General features: G+C 70.3%; 24 protein-coding genes, 2 tRNA genes and 1 other RNA gene. 16 read left to right on the top strand and 11 right to left on the bottom strand.

The genetic code is table 11. The annotated features are described in order from the left end of the window. Window positions 1-40: 40 nt before the first annotated feature. The 4 genes from ACFMQL_RS13555 to upp form a co-directional block, all read right to left on the bottom strand. Window positions 41-574, bottom strand: a complete 534-nt coding sequence (locus ACFMQL_RS13555; RefSeq protein ID WP_364064499.1) for a PH domain-containing protein — start codon at window positions 572-574, stop codon at window positions 41-43. Next, the gene (locus tag ACFMQL_RS13550) at window positions 571-729 is read right to left on the bottom strand and encodes a hypothetical protein (protein WP_355417480.1); all 159 of its coding nucleotides are present in this window, start codon (window positions 727-729) and stop codon (window positions 571-573) included. The genes ACFMQL_RS13555 and ACFMQL_RS13550 overlap by 4 nt, the downstream gene beginning before the upstream one ends. A 97-nt stretch (window positions 730-826) precedes the next feature. Continuing rightward, window positions 827-1,051, bottom strand: coding sequence for a hypothetical protein (locus ACFMQL_RS13545; protein WP_364064496.1), 225 nt, complete (start codon window positions 1,049-1,051; stop codon window positions 827-829). A gap of 327 nt (window positions 1,052-1,378) precedes the next feature. Next, on the bottom strand, window positions 1,379-2,017 hold the full coding sequence (gene upp / locus ACFMQL_RS13540) for a uracil phosphoribosyltransferase (RefSeq protein WP_364064493.1): 639 nt from the start codon (window positions 2,015-2,017) through the stop codon (window positions 1,379-1,381). Between the two features lie 538 nt (window positions 2,018-2,555). On the opposite strand from upp, the gene ACFMQL_RS13535 reads away from it, so the two are divergent. The 4 genes from ACFMQL_RS13535 (at window position 2,556) to ACFMQL_RS13520 (ending at window position 4,117) form a co-directional block, all read left to right on the top strand. Continuing rightward, window positions 2,556-3,071 (top strand): tRNA adenosine deaminase-associated protein, encoded by a 516-nt coding sequence (locus ACFMQL_RS13535; RefSeq protein ID WP_378785832.1) that lies wholly within the window; start codon window positions 2,556-2,558, stop codon window positions 3,069-3,071. Window positions 3,072-3,088: 17 nt separating this feature from the next. Further along, window positions 3,089-3,565, top strand: a complete 477-nt coding sequence (locus tag ACFMQL_RS13530; protein WP_364064488.1) for a tRNA adenosine deaminase-associated protein — start codon at window positions 3,089-3,091, stop codon at window positions 3,563-3,565. A 14-nt stretch (window positions 3,566-3,579) separates the two neighbouring features. Further along, window positions 3,580-4,017 (top strand): tRNA adenosine(34) deaminase TadA, encoded by a 438-nt coding sequence (tadA, locus tag ACFMQL_RS13525; RefSeq protein WP_364064486.1) that lies wholly within the window; start codon window positions 3,580-3,582, stop codon window positions 4,015-4,017. A 10-nt stretch (window positions 4,018-4,027) separates the two neighbouring features. Next, window positions 4,028-4,117 (top strand) — tRNA-Ser (locus ACFMQL_RS13520). Window positions 4,118-4,343: 226 nt separating this feature from the next. On the opposite strand, the gene ACFMQL_RS13515 is transcribed toward ACFMQL_RS13520, so the two are convergent. The 3 genes from ACFMQL_RS13515 to ACFMQL_RS13505 all read right to left on the bottom strand — a co-directional run bounded on the left by ACFMQL_RS13515 (window position 4,344) and on the right by ACFMQL_RS13505 (window position 6,549). After that, complete coding sequence (locus tag ACFMQL_RS13515; protein ID WP_364064483.1) at window positions 4,344-4,640, bottom strand: type II toxin-antitoxin system VapB family antitoxin; 297 nt, start codon at window positions 4,638-4,640, stop codon at window positions 4,344-4,346. A 47-nt stretch (window positions 4,641-4,687) separates the two neighbouring features. Continuing rightward, window positions 4,688-5,530 (bottom strand): neutral zinc metallopeptidase, encoded by an 843-nt coding sequence (locus ACFMQL_RS13510; RefSeq protein WP_378785831.1) that lies wholly within the window; start codon window positions 5,528-5,530, stop codon window positions 4,688-4,690. Window positions 5,531-5,604: 74 nt separating this feature from the next. Beyond that, window positions 5,605-6,549, bottom strand: coding sequence for a neutral zinc metallopeptidase (locus ACFMQL_RS13505; protein ID WP_364064478.1), 945 nt, complete (start codon window positions 6,547-6,549; stop codon window positions 5,605-5,607). Between the two features lie 98 nt (window positions 6,550-6,647). Between ACFMQL_RS13505 and ACFMQL_RS13500 the strand changes: the two genes are divergently transcribed. Next, complete coding sequence (locus tag ACFMQL_RS13500; RefSeq protein ID WP_364064475.1) at window positions 6,648-7,289, top strand: LysE family translocator; 642 nt, start codon at window positions 6,648-6,650, stop codon at window positions 7,287-7,289. An 85-nt stretch (window positions 7,290-7,374) separates the two neighbouring features. Here ACFMQL_RS13500 and ACFMQL_RS13495 read toward each other — a convergent pair whose 3' ends face one another. Further along, on the bottom strand, window positions 7,375-7,845 hold the full coding sequence (locus ACFMQL_RS13495) for an HIT family protein (protein WP_378785830.1): 471 nt from the start codon (window positions 7,843-7,845) through the stop codon (window positions 7,375-7,377). 373 nt (window positions 7,846-8,218) lie between these two features. Between ACFMQL_RS13495 and ACFMQL_RS13490 the strand changes: the two genes are divergently transcribed. After that, window positions 8,219-8,647: a DUF6463 family protein gene (locus ACFMQL_RS13490; RefSeq protein WP_378785829.1), complete on the top strand. Its 429-nt coding sequence runs from the start codon at window positions 8,219-8,221 to the stop codon at window positions 8,645-8,647. A 164-nt stretch (window positions 8,648-8,811) separates the two neighbouring features. On the opposite strand, the gene ACFMQL_RS13485 is transcribed toward ACFMQL_RS13490, so the two are convergent. Continuing rightward, window positions 8,812-8,899 (bottom strand) — tRNA-Ser (locus ACFMQL_RS13485). A 104-nt stretch (window positions 8,900-9,003) separates the two neighbouring features. On the opposite strand from ACFMQL_RS13485, the gene ffs reads away from it, so the two are divergent. Both ffs and ACFMQL_RS13475 read left to right on the top strand, forming a co-directional pair. Further along, an RNA gene (ffs, locus tag ACFMQL_RS13480) (signal recognition particle sRNA small type) lies at window positions 9,004-9,099 on the top strand. A 31-nt stretch (window positions 9,100-9,130) separates the two neighbouring features. Next, window positions 9,131-11,761 (top strand): DNA polymerase III subunit gamma and tau, encoded by a 2,631-nt coding sequence (locus tag ACFMQL_RS13475; protein ID WP_378785828.1) that lies wholly within the window; start codon window positions 9,131-9,133, stop codon window positions 11,759-11,761. 378 nt (window positions 11,762-12,139) lie between these two features. Here the strand turns inward: ACFMQL_RS13475 and ACFMQL_RS13470 are convergent, their stop codons facing one another. After that, window positions 12,140-13,579: a GAF domain-containing protein gene (locus ACFMQL_RS13470; protein ID WP_378785827.1), complete on the bottom strand. Its 1,440-nt coding sequence runs from the start codon at window positions 13,577-13,579 to the stop codon at window positions 12,140-12,142. Between the two features lie 517 nt (window positions 13,580-14,096). On the opposite strand from ACFMQL_RS13470, the gene ACFMQL_RS13465 reads away from it, so the two are divergent. From ACFMQL_RS13465 to ACFMQL_RS13445, 5 genes are all read left to right on the top strand, one after another. After that, window positions 14,097-14,447, top strand: coding sequence for a YbaB/EbfC family nucleoid-associated protein (locus ACFMQL_RS13465; RefSeq protein WP_364064462.1), 351 nt, complete (start codon window positions 14,097-14,099; stop codon window positions 14,445-14,447). Between the two features lie 2 nt (window positions 14,448-14,449). Then, window positions 14,450-15,049, top strand: a complete 600-nt coding sequence (gene recR / locus ACFMQL_RS13460) for a recombination mediator RecR (protein WP_101787599.1) — start codon at window positions 14,450-14,452, stop codon at window positions 15,047-15,049. Next, window positions 15,042-15,572 (top strand): DUF5063 domain-containing protein, encoded by a 531-nt coding sequence (locus ACFMQL_RS13455; protein ID WP_364064459.1) that lies wholly within the window; start codon window positions 15,042-15,044, stop codon window positions 15,570-15,572. The genes recR and ACFMQL_RS13455 overlap by 8 nt, the downstream gene beginning before the upstream one ends. A gap of 84 nt (window positions 15,573-15,656) precedes the next feature. Next, window positions 15,657-16,928 (top strand): aspartate kinase, encoded by a 1,272-nt coding sequence (locus ACFMQL_RS13450; protein WP_378785826.1) that lies wholly within the window; start codon window positions 15,657-15,659, stop codon window positions 16,926-16,928. Further along, a complete protein-coding gene (locus ACFMQL_RS13445) occupies window positions 16,925-17,989 on the top strand; it encodes an aspartate-semialdehyde dehydrogenase (RefSeq protein WP_364064453.1) in 1,065 nt (354 codons plus the stop codon). The genes ACFMQL_RS13450 and ACFMQL_RS13445 overlap by 4 nt, the downstream gene beginning before the upstream one ends. A 250-nt stretch (window positions 17,990-18,239) precedes the next feature. Here ACFMQL_RS13445 and ACFMQL_RS13440 read toward each other — a convergent pair whose 3' ends face one another. Then, window positions 18,240-19,220: a hypothetical protein gene (locus ACFMQL_RS13440; protein WP_378785825.1), complete on the bottom strand. Its 981-nt coding sequence runs from the start codon at window positions 19,218-19,220 to the stop codon at window positions 18,240-18,242. Window positions 19,221-19,394: 174 nt separating this feature from the next. Between ACFMQL_RS13440 and ACFMQL_RS13435 the strand changes: the two genes are divergently transcribed. From ACFMQL_RS13435 to ACFMQL_RS13425, 3 genes are read left to right on the top strand one after another with little or no spacing between them, the layout of a single operon-like run. Further along, window positions 19,395-20,063, top strand: coding sequence for a TetR family transcriptional regulator (locus ACFMQL_RS13435; RefSeq protein ID WP_364064447.1), 669 nt, complete (start codon window positions 19,395-19,397; stop codon window positions 20,061-20,063). A 56-nt stretch (window positions 20,064-20,119) separates the two neighbouring features. Continuing rightward, window positions 20,120-21,076: an LLM class F420-dependent oxidoreductase gene (locus ACFMQL_RS13430; RefSeq protein ID WP_378785824.1), complete on the top strand. Its 957-nt coding sequence runs from the start codon at window positions 20,120-20,122 to the stop codon at window positions 21,074-21,076. Between the two features lie 4 nt (window positions 21,077-21,080). Then, window positions 21,081-22,499: an amidase gene (locus ACFMQL_RS13425; RefSeq protein ID WP_364064441.1), complete on the top strand. Its 1,419-nt coding sequence runs from the start codon at window positions 21,081-21,083 to the stop codon at window positions 22,497-22,499. Window positions 22,500-22,520: the final 21 nt, after the last annotated feature.

Here is a 22,520-nt window from a genome sequence, read left to right as displayed (position 1 = left end):
TGAATCTGGTATCCCCGCGTGAAATTTTGCCACGTCGAGATTAATCGTCCCCGTCGTCCTTGCCGGGGAAAAGCATCTGGCAGACCTCAAGGTAGAGAGTCTCCGGATACGGAATGTATTCGACCGTTGACAGAGCCTGGTCCTGACCAGCGGATTCGAGGATGAACTCACCGTAACCGAGCATGCGCCCCAGTAGAGATCTTTGGAAGCTCATGTCGGTGACCTTGCCCAAAGGCATCATCGCGACCTTGCGCGTGATCAGCCCGGTGGTGAGCAGCATTCGTTTGGACGTCACCACAAAGTAATCGACCGACCACTCGGCGACTTTCCAAACGAAGCGGATCAGCAGCAACAGCCATAGCCACCACACGACGACCAGCGCCGTGCCGCCCGCCTCGCCGCCGCCGAAGAACCGGCTGAGGAGCCCGGCGACGATGAGGCCGCCGAGCACCTCGGCGACCGGGCGCAGCAGAATGGCGGGATGCCGCCGCACCATGATGACCGATTGTTCCTGGGGGAGGAGGTAGCGGTTGACCGACGATGGAGCAGAGTCCCCGTGGGTCACAAGTCTCATGAGAGGCTGTTCACGAATTGGGCCAGCGAGTCGGCCGCGTTGAACACCGTGTCGAACGCTCCCTTCACCGCATCCGCGGCGTCAGCTGGTCGCGCGAACAGGTAGTACGCGACAAATGCGATACCACCGTATGTGAGGACCTTTTTGACCTGCACCGTCGCCTCCGTGCCACTTACCCACTCCACCCGCCCTCTACATTACCCACCCGGGTGCCCGGGTAAAGGTGACTTGGCGGGTTGATTTTGATCTTGCTTAGCCGCGCTCGCTGGCCACCAGGGCCAGCACGTGTAGGTGTTTGCGTGCGATGCGCTCCACGAGGCTCGGATGTGCGTAGCCGGTGACCTCCAGCGCGCCGTAGTGCGCCGCTTCCACGCAGCGCGTTACGGTGGTCGCGGAGTGTATGCCGGCGAACTCGTCGCACAACATCGACTCCACGTCGGCGTACGGAGTCGGGTCCGCCTCGGTGTGATCGCTCATCGTGCCCCCACGCGCATGCGGAAGTTGCCTTCCGGTTCTCTTCGTACCCACACAACCACAGTATGTAACGAAGTGATGACGTGTCGTGACGGGTCATGGACTTTTCCGAGGAGAACTTTCCCGCCCCGGCACGTCGAGGGGCGGCCGGGACGGGCCGCCGGACCGGAAGCGCGCGAACGGAGACGGGGCATCGCGAGGCCGACGGATACTCCGTCGGAGCCCGGAGCCCGGAGCCCGGAGCCCGGAGCCCGGAGCCCGGAGCCCGGAGCCCGGAGCCCGGAGCCCGGGAGCCGTCATGGTGTGGGGCCCGGGCTTGGGCGCCGATCGTCAGACGACGCCGTAGAGGCGGTCGCCGGCGTCACCGAGCCCCGGCACGATGTACCCGTTCTCGTTGAGCCGTTCGTCCAGCGCCGCCGTGACCACGCGGATCGGCTTGCCGGAGTTGGCGAACACCTTGTCCATGTACGCCAGCCCCTCGGGCGCCGCCAGCAGGCAGATCGCGGTGACGTCGACCGCGCCCCTGTCGAACAGGAACTGCACCGCCGCCGCCAGCGTGCCGCCGGTGGCCAGCATCGGGTCGACGACGTAGCACTGCCGCCCCGACAGGTCGTCGGGCAGCCGCGTCGCGTACGTCTCCGCCTGCAGCGTCGACTCGTTGCGGATCATGCCGAGGAACCCGACCTCGGCCGTGGGCAGCAGCCTCGTCATGCCGTCGAGCATGCCGAGCCCGGCCCGCAGAATGGGCACGACCAGCGGGTACGGCTTCGCCATCCGCACCCCCTTGGCCTGGGCCACCGGAGTCTGCACGGTGACCTCGCTGACCCGAACGTCGCGGGTGGCCTCGTAAGCGAGCAGCGTCACCAGCTCGTCCGCGAGCCTGCGGAAAGTGGGCGAGTCGGTGCGGACATCACGCAGCGTGGTGAGCTTGTGGGCCACGAGCGGATGATCGACGACGAGGGTCTCCATGGCACCCAACGGTATCTCCTGGACAACCCTGCTATCGACCCCTCGCCCGGCCCTGGAAGATCACGTCACGGGTGGTGTACGAGCTGCGCGGGCGTCGCCCTCCGTCCCTCTTCCATTGAAGACGGGTCGGTCTGAAGACGGGTGGGGCGCGTCAGAGCCCGGCGCCGGGGGCGCGGGCGTCGCTCCCCGTCACCAGGGGTCAGGGCGGTCGTGGTCGGCGAGCCGTGAGCGGGCGCCGGATCGTACGGGCGTCGCCTTCGTACTTCTTCCTCAAGGACCAGGACCGTCGCGCCCGGGTGAGGGGCGAGCGGGGCGGCAGGGGGTCCGGATGCCGCTGCCTCCCCGAAGGCCGGGGCTGCCTTCCGGCGAAGGCCGGGGCTCCCCTTCCGAAGGCCGGGGTGCGAACGGGACATTGGGGACGCGCGGGGATCACATCTTTGGTTTTGATCACAATTTGGTCGGAGAGCCACACGCCCGGTGGCCGGGTCTGGAACGATTGGGTCCCGGTGATATCTGTCGTGTCAGAGGTCGGGTGGGGATGGCGATGACAGACGAAGACGCTCTCGACTTCGCCATCGTGGTTTACCGCGAGGACGACTGCTGGCAGGCCGAGCTCCTGCCGGTCTCGCTCACGTCCGATCTGAAGGGGCTCATCCACGCCCTGAAGCAGCAGCCGAGCGAGAGCGGCACGATCGGGCTTGTCGCCGTGGGCGACGAGTTCTTCGTGGCGCTGCGGGTGCTGGGCGACCGGGTGGACGTGTTCCTGTCCGACATCGCCGCCTCGTGGGACTTCCCCCTGGCCCGTCAGGTTCTCGACTACCTCGACATCCCCGTGCCGGACGAGGAGGAGCTGGACGAGATCCTGCAGGACGAGGAGACCGTGCTCCCCGCCGGAGATCTGTCGATCTTCGCCGATCTCGGGTTGGACGAGATGGAGCTGGGCATCCTCTCCGGCGACATTGACCTGCTTCCCGAAGATGTGCTGTCCAGCATCGCCGCGCGGCTCGGGTTCTCTGAGCCGTTCGAGCGTGCCATCGAATCAGTCTTCGGCTGACCCCCTGGAGCGCGGACATGGCGTCCAACACCTTTTCTGCGGCCTTCGTCAGGACCTCCGACGGCTGGAGCGGTGCCGAGGTCGATCTCGGGGACGTCGAGATCGTCGACGACTTCGGTGACGCCGTCACGGAGGCGCTGGGTCTCACCGGCGACGAGCTCGCCCTGCTGTGCGTCGAGGTCGAGGACGAATGGTTCGCCATCGCCCGCTATCAGGGCATCGAGGAGCCCCGGGTGTTCCTCTCCGACGTGCACTCGATCGTCTCCGACCGCCTCGGCGAGCTGTTCGCCGAGTTCGCGGGGGTGGCGCCCGACAAGGAGGGCAACGGGCTCGGCGTGCGCCCTGCCGGCGACTTCGAGCTGCTCAGCGACCTCGGCGTGAGCGCCGACGAGCTGCTCGAGCTGAGCATGGAGGAGGGCATGCTGCCTGCCGACATCCTGTCGGTGATCGCCGAGCGGCTGTCCTTCGCCGACGAGCTCGACCGGTTGCGGTGACGTACGAGGACGCGATGCGTCTGGCCCTGGCGGAGGCGGATGCGGCCGCCGCCAGGGGTGAGATCCCGGTCGGCGCCGTCGTGCTCGACGAGCGCGGCGAGGTGCTGGCCGCGGCGGGCAACGACCGCGAGTCCACCGCCGACCCCACGGCGCACGCCGAGGTGCTCGCGCTGCGCAAGGCCGCCGCGCTGCGCGGTGAGTGGCGGCTGGGCGGCTGCACGCTCGTGGTGACGCTGGAGCCGTGCACGATGTGCGCGGGCGCCGCCGTGCTGGCCCGGGTGGATCGGATCGTGTACGGCGCCACGGACGAGAAGGGCGGCGCCGTGGGATCGCTCTGGGACGTCGTCCGCGACCGCCGGCTCAACCATCGGCCCGAGGTCGTCATGGGAGTACTCGCAGCTGAGTGCGGTGCGGCGCTAAAGCGGTTCTTCGCCACTCGCAGGATCCGGTAAGGTTATGCGCGGTGGTGTCGCCTAGTGGCCGAGGGCGCACGCCTCGAAAGCGTGTGATGGGGCAACTCATCCGTGGGTTCAAATCCCACCACCACCGCCATCGCCGAAGGGCCTCCGAGATCTCGGGGGCCCTTTCGCATGTTCGCCGGCGTTCGCCCATCCGCCTGCGTTCGCTCGTTCGCCTGCGTTCGCTTGTCGGAGCTCGCGCCGCCCGGCGACAACCGTAACCGTATTCACCGGCGGTTCATCGCGGAAAAATGATGTTGGCCGGAAAAACAAAGAGGGGGCCGCGCGAATCTCACGGCTCCCCTCTTTGAAATCCTTTCTCAGTTGGGCAGCTCAAGGACCCTGGCGTGCAGGATCGATCGTTGGTGCAGTGCCGCCCGCAACGCTCGGTGCAGGCCGTCCTCCAGATAGAGCTCGCCCTGCCACTGCACCACGTGCGGGAAGAGGTCCCCGTAGAACGTGGAGTCGGCCGCGAGTAGCGAGTGCAGGTCCAGCATGGCCTTCGTGGTGATCAACGAGTCGAGCCGGACCTGCCGTGGAGGGATCTGGGCCCAATCGCGGTTGGTCAGACCGTGGTTGGGATAAGGGCGTCCGTCGCCGACTTGCTTGAAGATCACCCCCCGATTTTAGGAGAGATTCCGATTCCTCGCGTTGTCCGGCCACATCACCCCAGCGTTCCGAGGGCGCAGTCGGCCGGTGATCCGTTTTCGTATCCGCGCGTGAACGCGGCGACGCGCTGCCGCGAGCTGCCGTGCGTGAACGATTCGGGATCGATTCTTCCGGTGGTGCGTTGCTGGATCCTGTCGTCGCCGACCGCGGCCGCGGCGTCGAGCGCTTCGGCGATCTCGGCGGAGGTGAAGGGCTGCTCGTAGAAGCCGGTTTCGATCGCGTTGCGCGCCCAGACGCCGGCGTAGCAGTCGGCCTGGAGCTCGACGGCGACGGAGCTGCCGGCGTCGAGGGCGCCGAGAAGTTTCTGTACGTGGTGTCCGTACTCGTGGGCGATCACGTACGCCTGGGCGAAAGGCCCGCCTTTGGCGCCGAACTGCGAGCGGAGCTGGTCGAAGAAGCCGAGGTCGAGGTAGACGCGCTGGTCGCCGGGGCAGTAGAAGGGGCCGACGGACGAGCTGGCCGAGCCGCAGGCGGTTCTCAACCGCCCCGAGTACAGCACGGTCTTCGCCGGTCGATATCCCGAAATCTCCTTCTTCCAGTAGTCCTGGATGCTATTGACCACGCCCACCACCCGGCACTTCTCCGACTGGTCGGCGTCCCTGCCCGTCTGGCACTGCGCCGTCAGGTTGGCGGGAGGCCGCCCGTGGCCGGGCTCGGGTGTGTCGCCGACGTTGTTCAGCACTAACACCAGCACCAGGACGATCAGGCCGACGATGCCGCCGCCCCCGAAGATGATGCCGCCGGGGAAACCGGAGAACCCGGAGAAGCCGCCACCGCCGACGTCCCCGTAGTCCTCCACCTGCGACGCGTCGAGATCCGCCTGGTCTCTGAAGTCCATGCTGACATCCCTTCTCGGGGTATTGCCCGCATGACAGATTGCCCCGAACCGTGACAGACGTATCGCAGTGGGGGTCAGATACGCCCGGAGAAGGTGTCGCAGCGGTTGGGGTCGCCGGTCTCGTACCCGGTGCTGAACCAGCGCTCGCGCTGCTCCGACGTGCCGTGCGTGAACGCGTCGGGCGTCACCCGGCCCTGGGAGCGCCGCTGGATGCTGTCGTCGCCGACGGCCGCCGCCGCGCTGAGCGCCTGCTGGATGTCGCTCTGGGAGAACGGCTGCTCGTAGAAGCCGGTCTTGACCGCGTTGCGCGCCCAGACGCCGGCGTAGCAGTCGGCCTGGAGCTCAAGGCGCACCGACGGGCTGTCGGCGCCCGGGCGGTTGTCGCGGCCCACCTTGTCCATGGTGCCGAGGAGGTTCTGTACGTGGTGTCCGTACTCGTGGGCGATCACGTACGCCTGGGCGAAAGGCCCGCCCTCGGCGCCGAAGTCGCGCTGGAGCGTGTCGAAGAAGGTCAGGTCCAGGTAGACCCTGCGGTCGGCCGGGCAGTAGAACGGCCCCACGGCGGAGTCGGCCGCGCCGCAGCCCGTCCGGACCGCTCTGGTGAACAGCACGGTCTTGGCCGGCCGGTATCCCGAGATCTGCCCCTTCCAGTAGTCCTGGATGCTGTTGACCGTTCCGACCACCCGGCAGTCCTCCGACTGGTCGGCGTCGGCGCCGGTCCTGCAGCGTTCGGCCAGGTTGCCGGTCGCGGGCGCGCTGGGCTGCCGGCCGCCGCCCTGGACACCCGGATCGCCCTGCTCGCCCGGGTCTCCGGTGAAGGGCGTCGGGATGAGGCCGAACAGGAACATCGCGGCCACCGCCAGGATCAGCAGCAGGCAGCCGCCGCCCTTGCCGCCGATCGGCAACATGCAGCCGCCCGGCATCCCGCCGAGCCCGCCGCCTCTGCCGGGGCGCCGGCCCGACGCTCGTGCGTCCTCGACCTGGGACGGGTCGAGCGGTTTGTCGTCGTCGAACTGCATCGAAGCCTCCGACCGCAGTTCTCCCCCGTAGCGTGACGATTACGCTACGCTACGAAAATTCCTGGGACTTCCGTGATATGTCCGGGTAATCTGCCTTTATGACGGCTGGGTTGATCGGCATCGCGCTGGTCTCGCTGGGCATGGTGCTCACGCCGGGGCCCAACATGATCTATCTGGTGTCACGTTCGCTCACCCAAGGTCGCCGATCAGGGCTGATCTCGCTGACCGGGGTGTTCCTCGGGTTCACGACGTACCTCATCGCCACCTGCCTGGGGCTGACGGCCATCTTCGCGTACGTGCCCGCCGCGTACACCGCGCTCAAGATCGCCGGGGCGGCGTACCTGCTCTGGCTGGCCTGGAACGCCATCAAGCCGGGCGGCGTCTCCGCCTTCGAGCCGCGCGAGCTGCCCGCCGAAAGCTCCGGCAGGCTGTTCTCGATGGGCCTGCTGACCTGCCTGCTCAACCCCAAGATCGCCATCCTGTACATGTCGCTGCTGCCGCAGTTCGTCGACCCGTCGATGGGCCACGTCCTGCTGCAGAGCCTCGCGCTCGGCTCGGTACAGGTCGCCATCGGCACCCTGGTCAACGGCCTGATCGTCATCTCCGCCGGCAGCCTCGCCGCCTTCCTGGCCCGCCGCCCGGTCTGGCTCCGCATCCAGCGCTACCTCACCGGCACGGTGCTCGGCGTCTTCGCCGTCTCCATGGCCACCGACCGCTCCAAGGCCCTCGTGACCCCCTGACCCCGGCTCAGGCGTCGAGTGGCGGGGGCCTGGCCGATGCCGAGCGGCCACGTTCGCAAGCGCACGTCGGAACCGCTACGACGGGTCAGGCACTCGATGGCGGGCTCGCCCTCAGCCGCGTCTCCTCACGGATCTCGCGGAGGTGCGTGCCACGGCGTTGACGGTGAGGACGGACAGGGCTTTCACACGTCGAGTACGGCGCGCAGCCGGTCGGCGTAGGCGCGGCGGCGTTCGGCGGGGAGCCACTCGGGCTGCGGCGGCGTGCGGTAGAGGTCGTCGCCGGGTAGCGGGGGAACAGGTGCTGGTGGAAGTGCCAGACGCTCTGGCCGCCCGCGGGCTCGTTGTGCCGGCGGGTGGAGACGCCCGCGCACTCGTACGCGGTGCGCATGGCACGGGCGAGCAGCCGGGTCGCGTCGAAGATCGCATGGCCGTCGGCGCTGGGGAGGTCGTAGATGTTCTCGCGGTGGGCGACCGGAATGATCAGCAGGTGTCCCGGGTTGCGCGGCCACCACTGGGGACGGACCATCGCGTACACCCGCTCGTCGCGATAGACCACGTCGGGCTCGCGGTCCGGGGTGAGTGGCAGAACGGGCAGTGGTAATCGGCGGGTGCGTGGTCGTGCACGGGGGTGCCTCCGGGGATCAGGCGGGTGGGGCCAGGCCGATGATGTGCGCCGCGAGCTCGCGGGCCTGCCGCTCCTCGTGTTCGCGTCCGTGAAACGGGTTCGGCGAGGAGGTGGCTGCGGCTCCCGAGGTAGGGGGAGCGAGGAAGTGGGCCGGATCGTGACGTCCTCGCGCCCCCTGGAGTAGCGAGCGAGGGGCTGGGCGCGATCGGGACGCTCTCGCCGGCGGGCCGTTCCCCGGGGTGGGGGAGCGACTTCCCCCTGCGGAGGGAACCCGGCCGGGCCGCGGCCGGAGAAGCTGGCAATCATGAGAACGACATCCGAAGCCCACGTACCAGCACTGTCCGCGCCCCCGAGCCGGCGCACCATCTGGGCCGGCCGCACCATGATCCTGATCGCGCTGCTGCACACCGCCGTATTCGTCCCTCTCGCCCCCTGGGCGAGCTGGCTCGCCGGAGACCTCCGCGGCCCTGCCGCGGACAGCGCATCGGTGGCGACCTTCTGGGCGCTGCCCGGCGGCTTCGTCGTGGTGCTGGCGCTGCTGGGGCTCCTGGTAGCGCGGGCGGGGCGGCAAGGACAGCGCATGCCCGCGTACGTCGGCTGGGTGATCCTCGCCTGGGGAGCGATGGCCGTCAGCCTGATCGGGCCGAGCGGTTTCCTCTTCATCGTCGTCCCGGCCGGGCTGCTCATCGCCGCGGACATCACCGCCAGGCGCCACCCCCGCACGTCCTCCTGAGCGCGTCCGGCCTACCGAACATGGCGATCAGGAAGGTCGACGGCGCGCTTCGCCGACGGGCGAGGAGGGAGACGCACCCGACGGGCGAGGGGGGAGACGGACCCTCCGGGAAGACCCAAACGCCGGAGGGGGTGCGCCGTGATCACGGCGCACCCCCTCTGTGCTGGCGGAGGATGGGGGATTTGAACCCCCGATAGGTTGCCCTATACACGCTTTCCAAGCGTGCGCCCTCGGCCACTAGGCGAATCCTCCGCCGACGAGCTTACCGGACTTCCGAGGGTGCCAAGACCACCTTTTTCGGCGGGACGGGTTCCCGCAGGGTGGAGCGAGCACTGCGGCATCCGGCTAGACTGTTCACGGACCCCTCGCGCGGCGTCATCCTGTGAACCTCCCCAGGGCCGGAAGGCAGCAAGGATAAGCGGGCTCTGGCGGGTGTGCGGGGGGTCTCTTCGTTGAGAGCCCCCTCGAAGGCGGGATGGTCGCATGAGCCTTGCGCTTTACCGCAAGTACCGACCCGGGACCTTCGCCGAGGTCAAGGGTCAGGAGCACGTCACTGACCCGCTGCGGCAGGCGTTGCGTACCGGCCGCATCAACCACGCTTATCTCTTCAGCGGCCCCCGAGGGTGCGGCAAGACCTCCAGCGCGCGCATTCTGGCGCGTTCGCTCAACTGCGAGCAGGGCCCGACCCCCGATCCGTGCGGCGAGTGCGAATCGTGCGTCGCGCTCGCTCCCACCGGCCCAGGCCACCTCGACGTCATCGAGATCGACGCCGCCTCGCACGGTGGCGTCGACGACGCGCGCGACCTGCGCGAGCGGGCCTTCTTCGCCCCCGTCTCCGCGCGCTACAAGATCTACATCATCGACGAGGCGCACATGGTGACCCGCGAGGGTTTCAACGCGCTGCTCAAGCTCGTCGAGGAGCCCCCGCCCCACCTGAAGTTCATCTTCGCGACGACGGAGCCGGAAAAGGTCATCGGCACCATCAAGTCGCGTACGCACCACTACCCGTTCAGGCTCATGCCGCCCGCGACGCTCAGGGGGCTGCTGGAGGAGATCCTCACCTCCGAGAACGTCCCCTTCGAGCCCGCCGCGCTGCCCCTCGTCGTGCGCGCGGGTGCGGGCTCCGCGCGTGACTCCCTGTCGATCCTCGACCAGCTCCTCGCCGGGGCCGACGACGACGGCATCACGTACGCCAAGGCCGTCTCCCTGCTCGGCTACACCGACGGCGACCTGCTCGACGAGGTCGTCAACGCGTTCGCGGCCCGCGACGGCGGCCGGGTCTTCCACACGGTCAACCGGGTCATCGAGGGCGGCCACGACCCCCGCCGCTTCGCCTCCGACCTGCTCGAACGCTTCCGCGACCTGGTGATCCTGGCGAACGTCCCGGAGGCGGCCACCAGCGGCCTGCTCGACCGTCCCGCCGACGAGCTCGAACGCCTGGTCCAGCAGGCCAACTCCATGGGCCCCGCCGAGCTGACCCGGGCCGCCGAGGTCTTCAACGCGGGGCTCACCGAGATGCGCGGTGCCACCTCGCCGCGCCTGTTGCTCGAACTCATGTGCGCGCGTGTGCTGCTGCCCGGGGCCGACCAGGGCGAGGCGGCGCTGCTCGCGCGTATCGAGCGGCTTGAGCGTGGCGGCGCCGTCGCCCAGATGGCGGCCCGCGCCGCCGCCCCGGCCGCGCCACCCGCTCCCGCCGTTCCCGCTGCTCAGCCTGTTTCCGGTACGTCCGGCGCCGCCGGGGCGGGTGCCCCGGCTCAGGCGACCGGTGGGGGTGCGCCGACTGGGGGGATGACGTCAAGCGGCCCGGCGGCCGGTGGCTCAGCGGCCGGGGGCACGACGGGCACGCCCGCTGGTCCCGCACAGGCCCCTGCCGCCTCCTCCAACGACGACTGGCCCGAGCCCGTCCGCCCTGGATCGGGCGCGGCGCCCGCTGCGGCCGCTCTGTCGAGTGCCGCCGCCTCCGGGCCGTCCGCCGGTACGCGTCCGGCCGCCGGCGCTCCCGCCCCGGCTCCCGGTGGTGGCGGTGGGGCCGGGGCCATTCAGTCGCAGTGGCCCGCCGTACTGGCCGCGCTCAAGCAGCGCAGCATCGTCGTCTGGGCCAACGTGAGCACCAACGCCCAGGTGGTCGGCGTGGAGGGCAACCTCGTCACGCTCGGCTTCACCCAGGTCGGCGCGATGAAGAACTTCACCGGCGGCGGCAAGGACGCCGTGGTGGCCGCCGCGCTGGGCGACGTGCTCGGCGGCACGTGGCGGGTCGAGGCGGTGGTCGGGGGCTCCTCGGCGCCGCAGCCGCCCCGTGGCCCCGCCCGTCCGCCGTCGCACGGCGGTCCTCAGGGCGGTCCCCAGGGGAGCGGCGGCGTGCCCGCGCCTGGCGGCGCTCCGAACTCCCCCGGCGGCGGCCCGGTGTCCGGAAACGGCTCCGGTGGTCCGGCGTCCGGCAATGGGTCCGGTGGTCCGGCGTCCGGGAACGGGTCCGGCGGTCCGGCCGACGGCGGGCACGGGCCGGGCGCGCAGGGGCGTGGCGGCGTACAGGACGTTCAAGGGGCGGCCGGTTCGCCGGGGTCCGCGGGCGCGGCTCAGGGGGCGCAGGGCCCCTCGGGTTCCCGGGGACGTACGGCCTCGCATGGTTCCTCCGCCCACGAGGACCGGGGCGGACAGGACTCCGACCAGCCTCCGGCCGGCCCGGCAGGGGACGCGGCGGCCCGTCCGGGGGGTGCGGCAGCTCGTCCGGCGGGGGGTGCCGCCCGTCCGACCACGGACGAGTCCTGGCCCGACGCCCCCGACGACGACTCGGACTTCGGCCCGCCGCCGGGGCCTGACCTGGCGCAGACCGTACCGGCCGGGCAGCGCGCCTCCACGGGCCCGGGCAGCGGGCTGGCCGCCGCCCGCTCGGCCGCCCAGGCCGCGGCCAAGGCGGGCCCCCGCGTCCCGTCCGCGAGGGGCGGCGCGTCCGCCTGGCCCGACACGATCCCCGGCCGCGACCCCAAGCCCGCCGACTCCGACGACGTCGACCCGCTGAACGACGCCGACGCCGACGTGTCCGCCATCTCCGGCATGGCTCTGCTGGAACGCGAGCTGGGCGCCAAGGTGATCGGCGAGATCGACCACGCCTGACCTGGCCCGCCCGGCTCGCACGGGTGGCGCGATCGGTCGCACGGGCGGCGCGAGCGGCCGGATCTCACGCCGGCGGGCACGCCTTCCTTCGGTCAAGCGCGCGTGCCTCTGCCTCCCAGACGGTGACGCGGGCGGCTCTTCGGGACTGATGCGGGCAGCTCTCTGTTAAGGCACAGCTGCGGGGGGCCATGCATGCCGGGGCGGCTTCCTGGCCGGCGACGGTAAGCGGTCGAGGGGGATACAACTCGGCTGCTGGAGGTCTGCGATCGCGAGGGGCGGAGCGCCTTCGGAGGCGCGCGGGCGGTGGCACTGTGGCTGTTGGGGCTGCGCAAGCCGGGAACGGGTGAGCGGACGGCTCGGTGGAGGCCGTCACCGGGGTCAGCCGAGGAGGCGGGAGCGGGCGGCGGCGCTGCGGGGGTCGGTGGACGGAAGGGCGGCGAGGCGTTCGAGGACCTCGTAGTCGCCGCGGCCGTTGCACGTCTGCGCGTACGCCCAAAGATCATCAGGCGTGCCGTGACGCAGCAGGCAGGCGCGGACCTGCGCTTCGAGTTCGTCGCGTTCGCGGCGGATCTCGGGCGACTCGGAGCGGGGCAGCAGCGGGCCGGGGTAGGAGCGGGCGAGGGTGGCGGGGTCGCCGGCGGGCAGGAGGCGGCGCAGGGCGAGGAAGTCGGCGTCGATGGGGCAGGTCAGCCGGTACGGCTTGGCCGCGATGGCGTTGCCGAGCTGGGAGCGCAGCCGGTGGATCTCGGCCCGGATGGTGACGGGGTTGCCGTAGTCGCCGTACAGGTGGAAGGAGAGCTGCTCGGCGGTGAGGCCGTGGGGGTGGAGCGCGAGGAGGGTGAGGATCTCGGCGTGCCGCAGTGACAGGGGGCGCTCGCGGTCGCCGTAGACGGCGGTGGGCGGGCGTTCGCCGAGGAAGGACAGCCTGAGGAGGGGCGGGGCGGCGGGCGGCGACGGGCGCAGGAGGTAGCCGTCGGAGAAGGGTTCGAGTAGGGCGACGCGGCCGTCGCGCAGGATCATGCGCCTGCCGGCGAAGTGGGCGGGGCGTCCGTCGAGGTGGACGCGTTCGCCGAGGGAGCCCGCGGGGTCGCCGGAGATGACGCGGCCGGTGGCGGAGAGCAGGATGCCGGGCTTGCCGCGCAGGGACTCGTAGCGGCGGCGCAGGCGCTCGTCGCGTTCGTGCATGCGCAGGGCGAGCTGGGTCTCGGCGAGCTTGGCGGTGGTGGCGACGAGGGCGACGGTGGCGGGGTGGAGGCTGCGGGAGGTGCCGCTGACGTCGACGCAGCCGATGATGCGGCCGGAGTCGGGGTCGGTGATGGGGGCGGCGCTGCAGGACCAGACGTGCAGTACGCGCATGAGGTGCTCTTCCGAGAAGACGTGCACGGGCCGCCCGGTGGCGAGCGCGGTGCCGATGCCGTTGGTGCCGACGCGATGCTCGCTCCACTGGTGGCCGTCGGCGAGCCCGATGCCGTCGGCGCGGGACATGGTGGTGTGGTTGCCCTCGCGCCACAGGACCCGCCCGTCACCGTCGGTGACGATCATGACGTGGCCGCTCTCCTCGGCGAGGCCCGACAGGGTCTGGGCGAGCAGCGGGAGCAGGGGCTGGAGCGGATGGTCATCGCGGACGTCCCTGATGCGGGAGGGGTCGATGACGAGAGGGGCGCTGGTGCCCTCCAGGCCGATGCCGGCGTCGAGGGAGCGCATCCACGAGGCCTTGATGAGGTGGCGGGGCGCCTGGGGACAGCTCTCGCCCGCCGCGACGGCCTCGTGCGCCCCCCGCAGCAGGCGGGAGTACGCGTCGAGATGGGGGTAACTCATCGGTCACTCCAAGTAGTCAGAAAGAGCATCCGCCTTGGGGCGGGCGAGCGCAAGTCGTTCAGGGGGGATTGCGGAGAGTGATTGAACGAGCGCAACGTGTGTGCAACGTTGTGCTCGTTAGCGTCCTTGCCCAACGCGTCGGCGTGGTGCGGCCGCTCCGTCGGCGTGGTGGCCGGGTCTCGGACGCTGGAGGGGGGCCGAGATCCGGCCAGAACACGCCGACATACGAAGGAGCGGCCATAACACGCCGGCGCCCGAAGAAGGGGGCCATAACGCGCCGGCGTCCGGCCAACGGCCGGAAACGCGACGGAAACGGGGGACGAGGGCAGTACGAGGGCCAGGTCAGAACGGTGCTCGCGCAGCGCAAAAGCCCGCCATGGGCGGCATCGGGGGAAGAGATGGTCGTCCCGTGCGGATAACCGGCGACGAAACTAGGGGACACCCCAGTACATGACGCCGCTCAAACACCGTAGGCTCGTGGCAGTCACGAACGCGGAGCCACGAGGAGCGCACGACGGTGAACCCAGGGGATGTCAACCTGCAGCAGCTGCTGGAGCAGGCCCAGCTCATGCAGCAGCAGCTCGTGAGCGCCCAGCAGGAGCTCAACGACGCGCAGATCGAGGGCTCATCAGGCGGCGGCATGGTCAAAGCCGTCGTCAACGGCTCGGGCGAGCTGCTGGAACTCAAGATCGACCCGAGCGTGATCGACGCGGGCGATCCGCAGGACACCGCGGACACGATCGCCGACCTGGTGATCGCCGCCGTCCGCGACGCCGTACGCGCGGCCGCCGACCTGCAGCAGGAGAAGCTCGGCCCGCTGGCCCAAGGTCTGGGTGGCGGCGGTCTCGGACAGCTGCCAGGGTTCTAGGCATGTACGAAGGGGTCGTCCAGAACCTGATCGACGAGCTGGGGCTGCTGCCCGGCGTCGGTCCCAAGAGCGCGCAGCGGATCGCGTTCCACCTGCTGGCGGCCGATCCAGCCGACGTCAAACGGCTGGCGCACGCGTTGCTGGAGGTCAAGGAGAAGGTGCGCTTCTGCCGGGTCTGCGGGAACGTGGCCTCGGAGGAGGAGTGCCGCATCTGCCGCGACGCCCGGCGCGACACGCACGTCATCTGCGTGGTCGAGGAGCCGAAGGACGTCGTGGCCATCGAGAAGACGCGCGAGTTCCGGGGCACCTACCACGTGCTGGGCGGTGCGATCAGCCCCATCGACGGGGTCGGCCCCGACGACCTGCGCATCCGCGAGCTCATGACGCGCCTGGCCGACGGCCGGGTGACCGAGCTCATCCTCGCCACCGACCCCAATCTGGAGGGCGAGGCGACGGCTACCTACCTCGCCCGTCTGGTCAAGCCGATGGGCGTCAAAGTGACACGACTGGCCAGCGGTCTGCCTGTGGGCGGTGATCTCGAATACGCCGACGAGGTCACTTTGGGCCGCGCGTTCGAAGGACGGAGGCTGCTGGATGTCTGACCAGTGGAGTGACCTGGCCGACGAGATCTCCGCGCACGCGCAGAACTACGTGGACGGCCTGACCAGGGTGGCGGGCGGCGAGGGCGGCGACGCCATCTGGTCGATCCTGCTGGTGGAGGTCGCCCAGGTGAGCCTGGCGGGCGCCAAGCTGGGGGCCAACCGCGACGTGATCCTGTCGGGCAACTACGAGCCGCCGATGAGCGAGGACCCCGACATCGACGGCGTGCGCACGGCCCTGGCGGAGCGGCTTGAGGCGGTCGACGACTACGTGGAGGTGTTCGACCCGTATAAGGACACCACCGTCACGCCGTACCGGCTCTCCGACGACCTGACCGCCGTCGCGGCCGACCTCATTCACGGGCTGCGCCACTACCACGCCGGCCGCAAGCACGAGGCGCTGTGGTGGTGGCAGTTCTCCTACTTCAACACGTGGGGCAACCACGCGGGCGCGGCGATGCGGGCATTGCAGGCCCTTGCCGCGCATTCCCGGCTCGACGTGGCAGAGGAGAAGACTTCGGTCTGATCATCCACATACTGGTACGACCCAGTCGGTCCACGAGACGCCCCCGATAGACTGGCAGCTCACAGTCCAAACCGGGAGACTCTCGTGGCGCTCGTTGTGCAAAAGTACGGTGGTTCGTCCGTCGCCGACGCGTCCTGCATCAAGCGGGTCGCGCAGCGGATCGTCGCGACGAAGAAGGGCAACGACGTGGTCGTGATCGTCTCCGCCATGGGCGACACGACGGACGAGCTGCTCGACCTGGCCGAGCAGGTGTCGCCGCTGCCTCCGGCACGCGAGCTCGACATGCTGCTGACCTCGGGCGAGCGCATCTCGATGGCGCTGCTGGCGATGGCGATCGCCAACCTCGGCCACGAGGCTCGCTCGTTCACCGGCTCGCAGGCAGGCGTGATCACCGACTCCACGCACGGCAAGGCGCGCATCATCGACGTGACGCCGAGCCGCATCAGGGAGGCGATCGACCAGGGCCACATCGCGATCGTGGCCGGGTTCCAGGGCGTCTCGCAGGACACCAAGGACATCACCACGCTCGGCAGAGGCGGCTCCGACACCACGGCCGTGGCGCTGGCGGCGGCGCTCGAAGCCGACGTCTGCGAGATCTACACCGACGTCGACGGTGTTTTCACCGCCGACCCGCGCATCGTCCCCGCGGCGCGCAAGATCCCCAAGATCTCGTACGACGAGATGATGGAGATGGCGGCCTGCGGCGCGAAGATCCTGCACCTGCGATGCGTCGAGTACGCTCGCCGCTTCAACCTGCCGATCCACGTACGCAGCTCGTTCAGCACCAAGGAAGGCACGTGGGTCGTAGCCGACCCTTACAACGAAGGAACCGAGATGGAGCAGCCGATCATCTCCGGCGTGGCGCACGACCGGAGCGAGGCCAAGATCACTGTTGTCGGCGTGCCCGACAAGGTCGGTGAGGCTGCCACGATCTTCAAAACGCTGGCCGACGCCGAGATCAACATTGACATGATCGTGCAGAACGTCTCGGCCGCGGCCACGGGCCGCACCGACATCTCCTTCACGCTCCCCACGGCCGACAGCCAGACGGCCCTCGCGGCGCTGAAGAAGATCCAGCCCCAGATCGGTTTCGAGTCGTTGCTGTTCGACGACCAGATCGGGAAGGTGTCGCTGGTCGGCGCGGGCATGCGCTCGCACCCCGGCGTCACCGCGACGTTCTTCGCCGCCCTCGCCGACGCGGGGGTCAACATCGAGATGATCTCTACCTCGGAGATCCGCATCTCAGTGGTCGTCGGGCAGGACGGTGTCGACGCGGCCGTGGCGGCCGCGCACCGCGCCTTCGACCTCGACGCCGACCAGGTCGAAGCCGTGGTGTACGGAGGTACAGGACGATGAGCAAGAGGCCCAATCTCGCACTGATCGGCGCGACCGGCGCCGTGGGCACCGTCATGCGCGACATCGTGTCGACGCGTGAGGACATCTGGGGCGAGATCCGTCTCGTCGCCTCGGCCCGCTCGGCGGGCAAGGTGCTGAAGGTGCGCGGCGAGGACGTCGTGGTGCAGGCGCTCGCGCCCGAGGTGTTCGACGGCATCGACATCGCCATCTTCGACGTCCCCGACGAGGTGTCGGCCGTGTGGGTGCCGATCGCGGCCGAGCGCGGCGCGATCGCCATCGACAAGTCGGGCACGTTCCGCATGGAGCCCGACGTGCCGCTGGTGGTGCCCGAGGTCAACCCGCAGGACGCGCGGCAGCGTCCGCGGAACATCATCTCGACCCCCAACTGCACGACGCTGTCGATGATGGCCGCCATGGGCGCGCTGCACGCCGAGTTCACGCTCAAGGAGCTGGTCGTCGCCTCCTACCAGGCGGTGTCCGGGGCCGGCGTGGCCGGTTCCGCGCGGCTGTACGACGAGGTCGAGGCGCTGGCCGGCGACCGTACGATCGGGCAGGCCGCGGGCGACGTGCGCAAGGCCCTGGCCAACAAGCTGCCGGCCGAGTCGCCGTTCCCCGCGCCCATCGCGTTCAACGTGGTGCCGTGGGCCGGCTCCGACAAGGGCGACGGCTGGGCCTCCGAGGAGCTGAAGCTCCGCAACGAGTCCCGCAAGATCCTCGGCATCCCCGACCTGAAGGTCTCCGCGACCTGCGTCCGCGTCCCGGTGGTCACGACGCACTCGCTGGCCGTGCACGCGCGCTTCGAGCGCGAGATCACGGTCGCCGATGCGCGTCGCGTCCTGGAGGCGGCGCCGACGGTGGTCGTCATGGACGATCCGGCCAACGGCGTCTTCCCGACGCCCGTCGACGTGGTGGGCACCGACCCCACCTACGTCGGCCGCATCCGCCAGGCGATCGACTTCCCCAACACGCTCGACCTGTTCGTCTGCGGTGACAACCTGCGCAAGGGCGCGGCGCTCAACGCGGCGGAGATCGCCGAGCTGGTGGCGGCCGAGCTGACCTGACACGTCGGATGACGTGACCCGGTGTGGCGCCGTACGTTCGCGTGCGGCGTCACATCTTTTTGTGCGCGGTGTTCCCCGGCTTCGTCGCCGGGGCCGGGGTGCGGGTGACCCTGCCGGTCGCGGCCTGCCGAGGCGTGGCGCGCTGTCAGTGGTGCTGCCAACCGCTCCGTCTGTCGGCCGGTCGGCTCCGTCCGCCGTGGTTCTGCCGGCCGGGGGCTCGCGTACGCGGCCCTGGACGGCCGTGGCCCTGTCACCGGAAGAGGATGTCCCAGTGGTCGCCCTCGTCGGCGAAGACCGCGCCGTCGCCCTTGTAGAGCCGCGCTCCGTCGCTGCGGATGCCGGCCTTGTCGTAGTGCCGGTGAATGTGCCGGTCGATGCAGGAGTTGTGTGCGATGTCGAGCTTGTAGCCGTTGCCGTGGCTGTAGACGCCGGGCGCGTGGCCGTGCTCGGTGCCGCCGGTCACCAGGATCGGGCAGCCGCTCTTCTGCTTCAGCTCGATGATCTTGGCGATGGTGCCGGTCCTGATGCGGTCGAGCGACGTGCAGTGACGCAGGTGCTTGCTGGTGCAGTGGCCGGTGGACTTGGTCCGCAGCCCGGCGTACCTGAGCCAGCTCGCGGCGGTGGTGTGCGACATGGTCACCGCCGCCCTCCTGGGCAGGACCCGCGCCAGGTCGACCTGAGCGTGCCTGTGAGCGGCGTGCGCGCGCGTCCTGGGCATCTCGGCCACCCGGGAGCGTACGCGCTCCTTCTTCGCTTTCCTGGCCCCGGGACGCGCCTTCGTCTTGGCCTTGGGCGCGGCCGGCTCCGCCTTGGTCCGCGCCGGCTGGGCCTTGGTCTGTGCCGGGCGGGTCGTGACCGCGTCCACCGCGGCCGGCCGTCCCTGGATCACGGCGTCGGGGGCGGCGTCGGGGGCGGCGTCGGAGGCGGCGTCGGAGGAGGACCCCCAGAAGTCGTCCTGCGCGCTGTCGTCCCACGACGGCCACTCGCCGGCCTCACTGAGCCGGGCGCGGGCCTCGATGAGCCGCTTGTGCGCCCACCTGGCGGCGACGCGCGGACCGATCTCGTACGCGTCCGCGAGCGTCAGCAGCGCCGGGCCGTGCTCCCATCCGCCGGACCCGTACAGGCTGCCCGGTGCCGGCACCCATTCGGGGCGGGTGGCGGCCGAGGCAGCGGAGGCCAGCGCGATTATGGTGATCTGAATGCCGAGGAGCGCGACTATCAGGAGCCGCACTGTTCCACGTATCCACATGTCGATGCCTTTTCGCGGAAATAGCCCTTCCGCCTGAAACGACAATCCCACCATTCACTGGAGATAACTCATGCCGCGGACGCAACTTTGCCTTGTGGCGGCGATCACCGTGCGGCTCCATGACCTAACCGCGTACGACGACGTAAAGTGACGAACGTGTCCGAAGCCCGAAACAGAGGAGCGGAGAGCACTCGAGAGGTCATCGTCGAGACGGCCTTGCGACTGTTCAGGGAGCGCGGCTTCGAAGCGACCACCATGCGGGCCATCGCGGCCGAAGCCGGTGTGTCCGTGGGCAACGCTTACTACTACTTCGACAGCAAGGAAGCGTTGATCCAGGCTTATTACGACCGCGCGCAGGCCGAGCACGAAGCCGCGTGCAGGGAGTTCCTGGCCACAGAGGAGTCGTTCGCGGCCAGGTTGAGCGGAGTGTTGCGGGAGTGGGTGCGGGTTTCCGAGCCGTACCACGAGTTCGCCGTGAAGTTCTTCAAGCACGCGGCCGAGCCGACCAATCCGCTCAGCCCGTTCAGCAAGCAGTCGTCGCCCGCGCGTGAGGCGTCGATCGCCATTTACCGGGAGGTCGTCGAGGGTTCGCGCGACAAGATGAACGCGGAGTTGCGCGAGGAGCTGCCCGAGCTGCTCTGGCTGCTGTCGATGGGCATGGTGCTGTTCTGGGTGCACGACACCTCGCCGGGATGTGCGCGCACGTACCGGCTCATCGAGGTGACGGTGCCGCTGGTGGACCGGCTGGTCGGGCTGTCGCACCTGCCGGGGCTGCGGGGGATCACCAAGGACTTCATCGCGGCGGTGCACGAACTCCGGGCCTAGGGCTACATACCGAGCGGTTGGTATGGTCCTCCTGTCAGCCGAATGGGAGGCCGTGCATGACGCAGAACTGGGGCATGACGATCCCCTTCTACGACCGCTCGCTGTCCAGGGCCCAGGACCTCGTCGCCGAGCTGCCCGCGCTCGGCTACACCGACGTGTGGTCGGCGGAGGTCAACGGCGCCGACGGGTTCGTGCCGCTGGCGCTGGCGGCGCAGTGGGCGCCGCAGGTGCGGCTGGGCAGCGCCATCGTGCCCGTCTCGACGCGCGGCCCAGGGCTGCTCGCCATGTCCGCGGCCACGCTGGCCGACCTCGCGCCGGGACGGTTCGTGCTGGGCATCGGGGCGTCGTCGCCGGCGATCGTCGAGCGGTGGAACGCCGGCACGTTCACCAAGCCGTACGGGCGCACCCGCGACACGCTGCGCTTTTTGAAAAAGGCGCTGGCGGGGGAGAAGGTTTCGGAGAGCTACGAGACGTTCGAGGTGAAGGGCTTCAAGCTGGAACGCGCGCCCAAGACGCCCCCGAAGATCGTGCTGGCCGCGCTGCGCCCCCGCATGCTGCACCTGGCCGCCGAGGAGGCCGACGGCGCCATCACCAACTGGCTCTCGCCCGATGACGTGCGCAAGGTCCGCGCCAAGATCGGCGCAGGCACCGAGCTGATCGCCCGCCTGTTCGTCTGCGTGGACGACGACGCCGAGCGGGTCCGCCAGACCGCCAAGCGGATGCTCGCGGGTTACCTGACCGTCCCCGTGTACGCCGCCTTCCACGACTGGCTGGGCCGCGGCGAGGCGCTGCGGCCGATGCACGAGGCGTGGGCAGCGGGCGACCGGCAGGCCGCGCTCAAGGCCATCCCCGACGAGGTGGTGGACGATCTCATCGTGCACGGTGACGCCGCCACCTGCCGGGCCCGCATCAAGGAGTACGTGGCGAACGGCCTCGACACGCCGGTACTCGCGCCCCTGCCCGGCCCGATGCCCATCGACCAGGCGGTGCGCGAGCTGGCGCCGGAGGCGTAGCCGGATGAAGGAGTTACTGCGACTGGACGCGGTCGGCCAGGCCCAGGCGGTCAGGGACGGCCAGGTGTCGGCGCGGGAGCTCGTCGAGGCCGCGATCGCGCGCATCGAGGAGGCCGACGGCGAGCTGAACGCGGTCATCCACCGCCGCTTCGAGCGCGCGCTCGCCGAGATCGACGCCATCCCGGCGGACGCGCCCTTCCGCGGGGTGCCGATCCTGCTGAAGGACCTGGGCTGGCGGGAGGCGGGCGAGCCGTACAGCGCGGGCTCGAACGTACGCGACGAGGCCGAGGACGCCCCCGACGCGTACGGGGTGGTGCGGCTGCGCGAGGCCGGGTTCGTGCTGCTCGGGCGGACGAACACGCCCGAGTTCGGCACCACGATCACGACGGAGCCGGTGGCGTTCGGGCCGACGCGCAACCCGTACGACGCGGCGTACTCGGCGGGCGGGTCGAGCGGCGGTTCCGCGGCGGCGGTGGCGGCCGGGATGGTCGCTCTGGCCACGGCGAGCGACGGCGGCGGGTCGATCAGGGTGCCCGCCTCGATGTGCGGACTGGTGGGCCTCAAGCCGTCGCGTGGGCGGGTCAGCCACGGGCCCGCGCTCGGCGAGAGCTGGAACGGGTTCGCCTGCCCCGGCTTCGTCACCAGGACCGTACGCGACACCGCGGCGGCGCTCGACGTCGTCTCCGGCATGGAGCCGGGCGACCCGTACGACGCCCCGCCGCTGCCCGGCAGGCTCGCCGACGAGGTGGGCCGCGACCCCGGGCGGCTGCGCGTCGGCTTCCTCACCGCGCACCCGCGCGGCGACGTACCCGAGGATCCCGAGCTGACGGCGGCGGTCACAGGGGCCGCAGCGCTGCTGGAGACACTCGGCCACGACGTCACGGAGGGCGGTCCCGCCGCCCTCGCCGATCCCGAGTTCCCCCGGCACTTCGCCGCGATCGTCTCCGACAACGTGGCCGCGCTCGTCGCCGGGCTCGGCGCGTGGCGGGGCAGGCCGGTCGAGCCGGACGAGCTGGAACCGCGCAACGCCGCCATGGTCGCGGCCGCCCGCGAGCGCAGCGCCGCCGATCACCTGCTGTCCGCGCAGTGGATGGACCGCTTCCGCCGCCGGATGGCCTCCTGGTGGAGCTCCGGATACGACCTGCTGCTCATGCCGTCGATGGGGACGGCGCCGTTCAGGCTGGGCTGGATCCCGCCCGACGACTTCACCACCGCGTCAAGCCGCACCCTGTCCGTCGTCGCCTACACCGGGCCGATGAACGCGACCGGCCAGCCGGCGATCTCGCTGCCCCTGCACAGGACCGCGTCGGGGCTGCCGGTGGGCGTCCAGCTCGTGGCCGCCGCCGGCCGCGAGGACCTCCTCGTACGGGTGGCCGCCCAGATCGAGCAGGCCAGGCCGTTCGAGCACCCCTGCCTGCCCTGAGCCGTGAGGGGGTCAGGAACC

Origin of the sequence: Nonomuraea fastidiosa (genome assembly GCF_042751225.1) — a bacterium.
In the GTDB taxonomy this organism is placed as follows: Bacteria; Actinomycetota; Actinomycetes; order Streptosporangiales; family Streptosporangiaceae; genus Nonomuraea; species Nonomuraea fastidiosa.
Note: the sequence above shows the minus strand (reverse complement) of the source record. Positions and strands in the feature narration are given on the sequence as shown.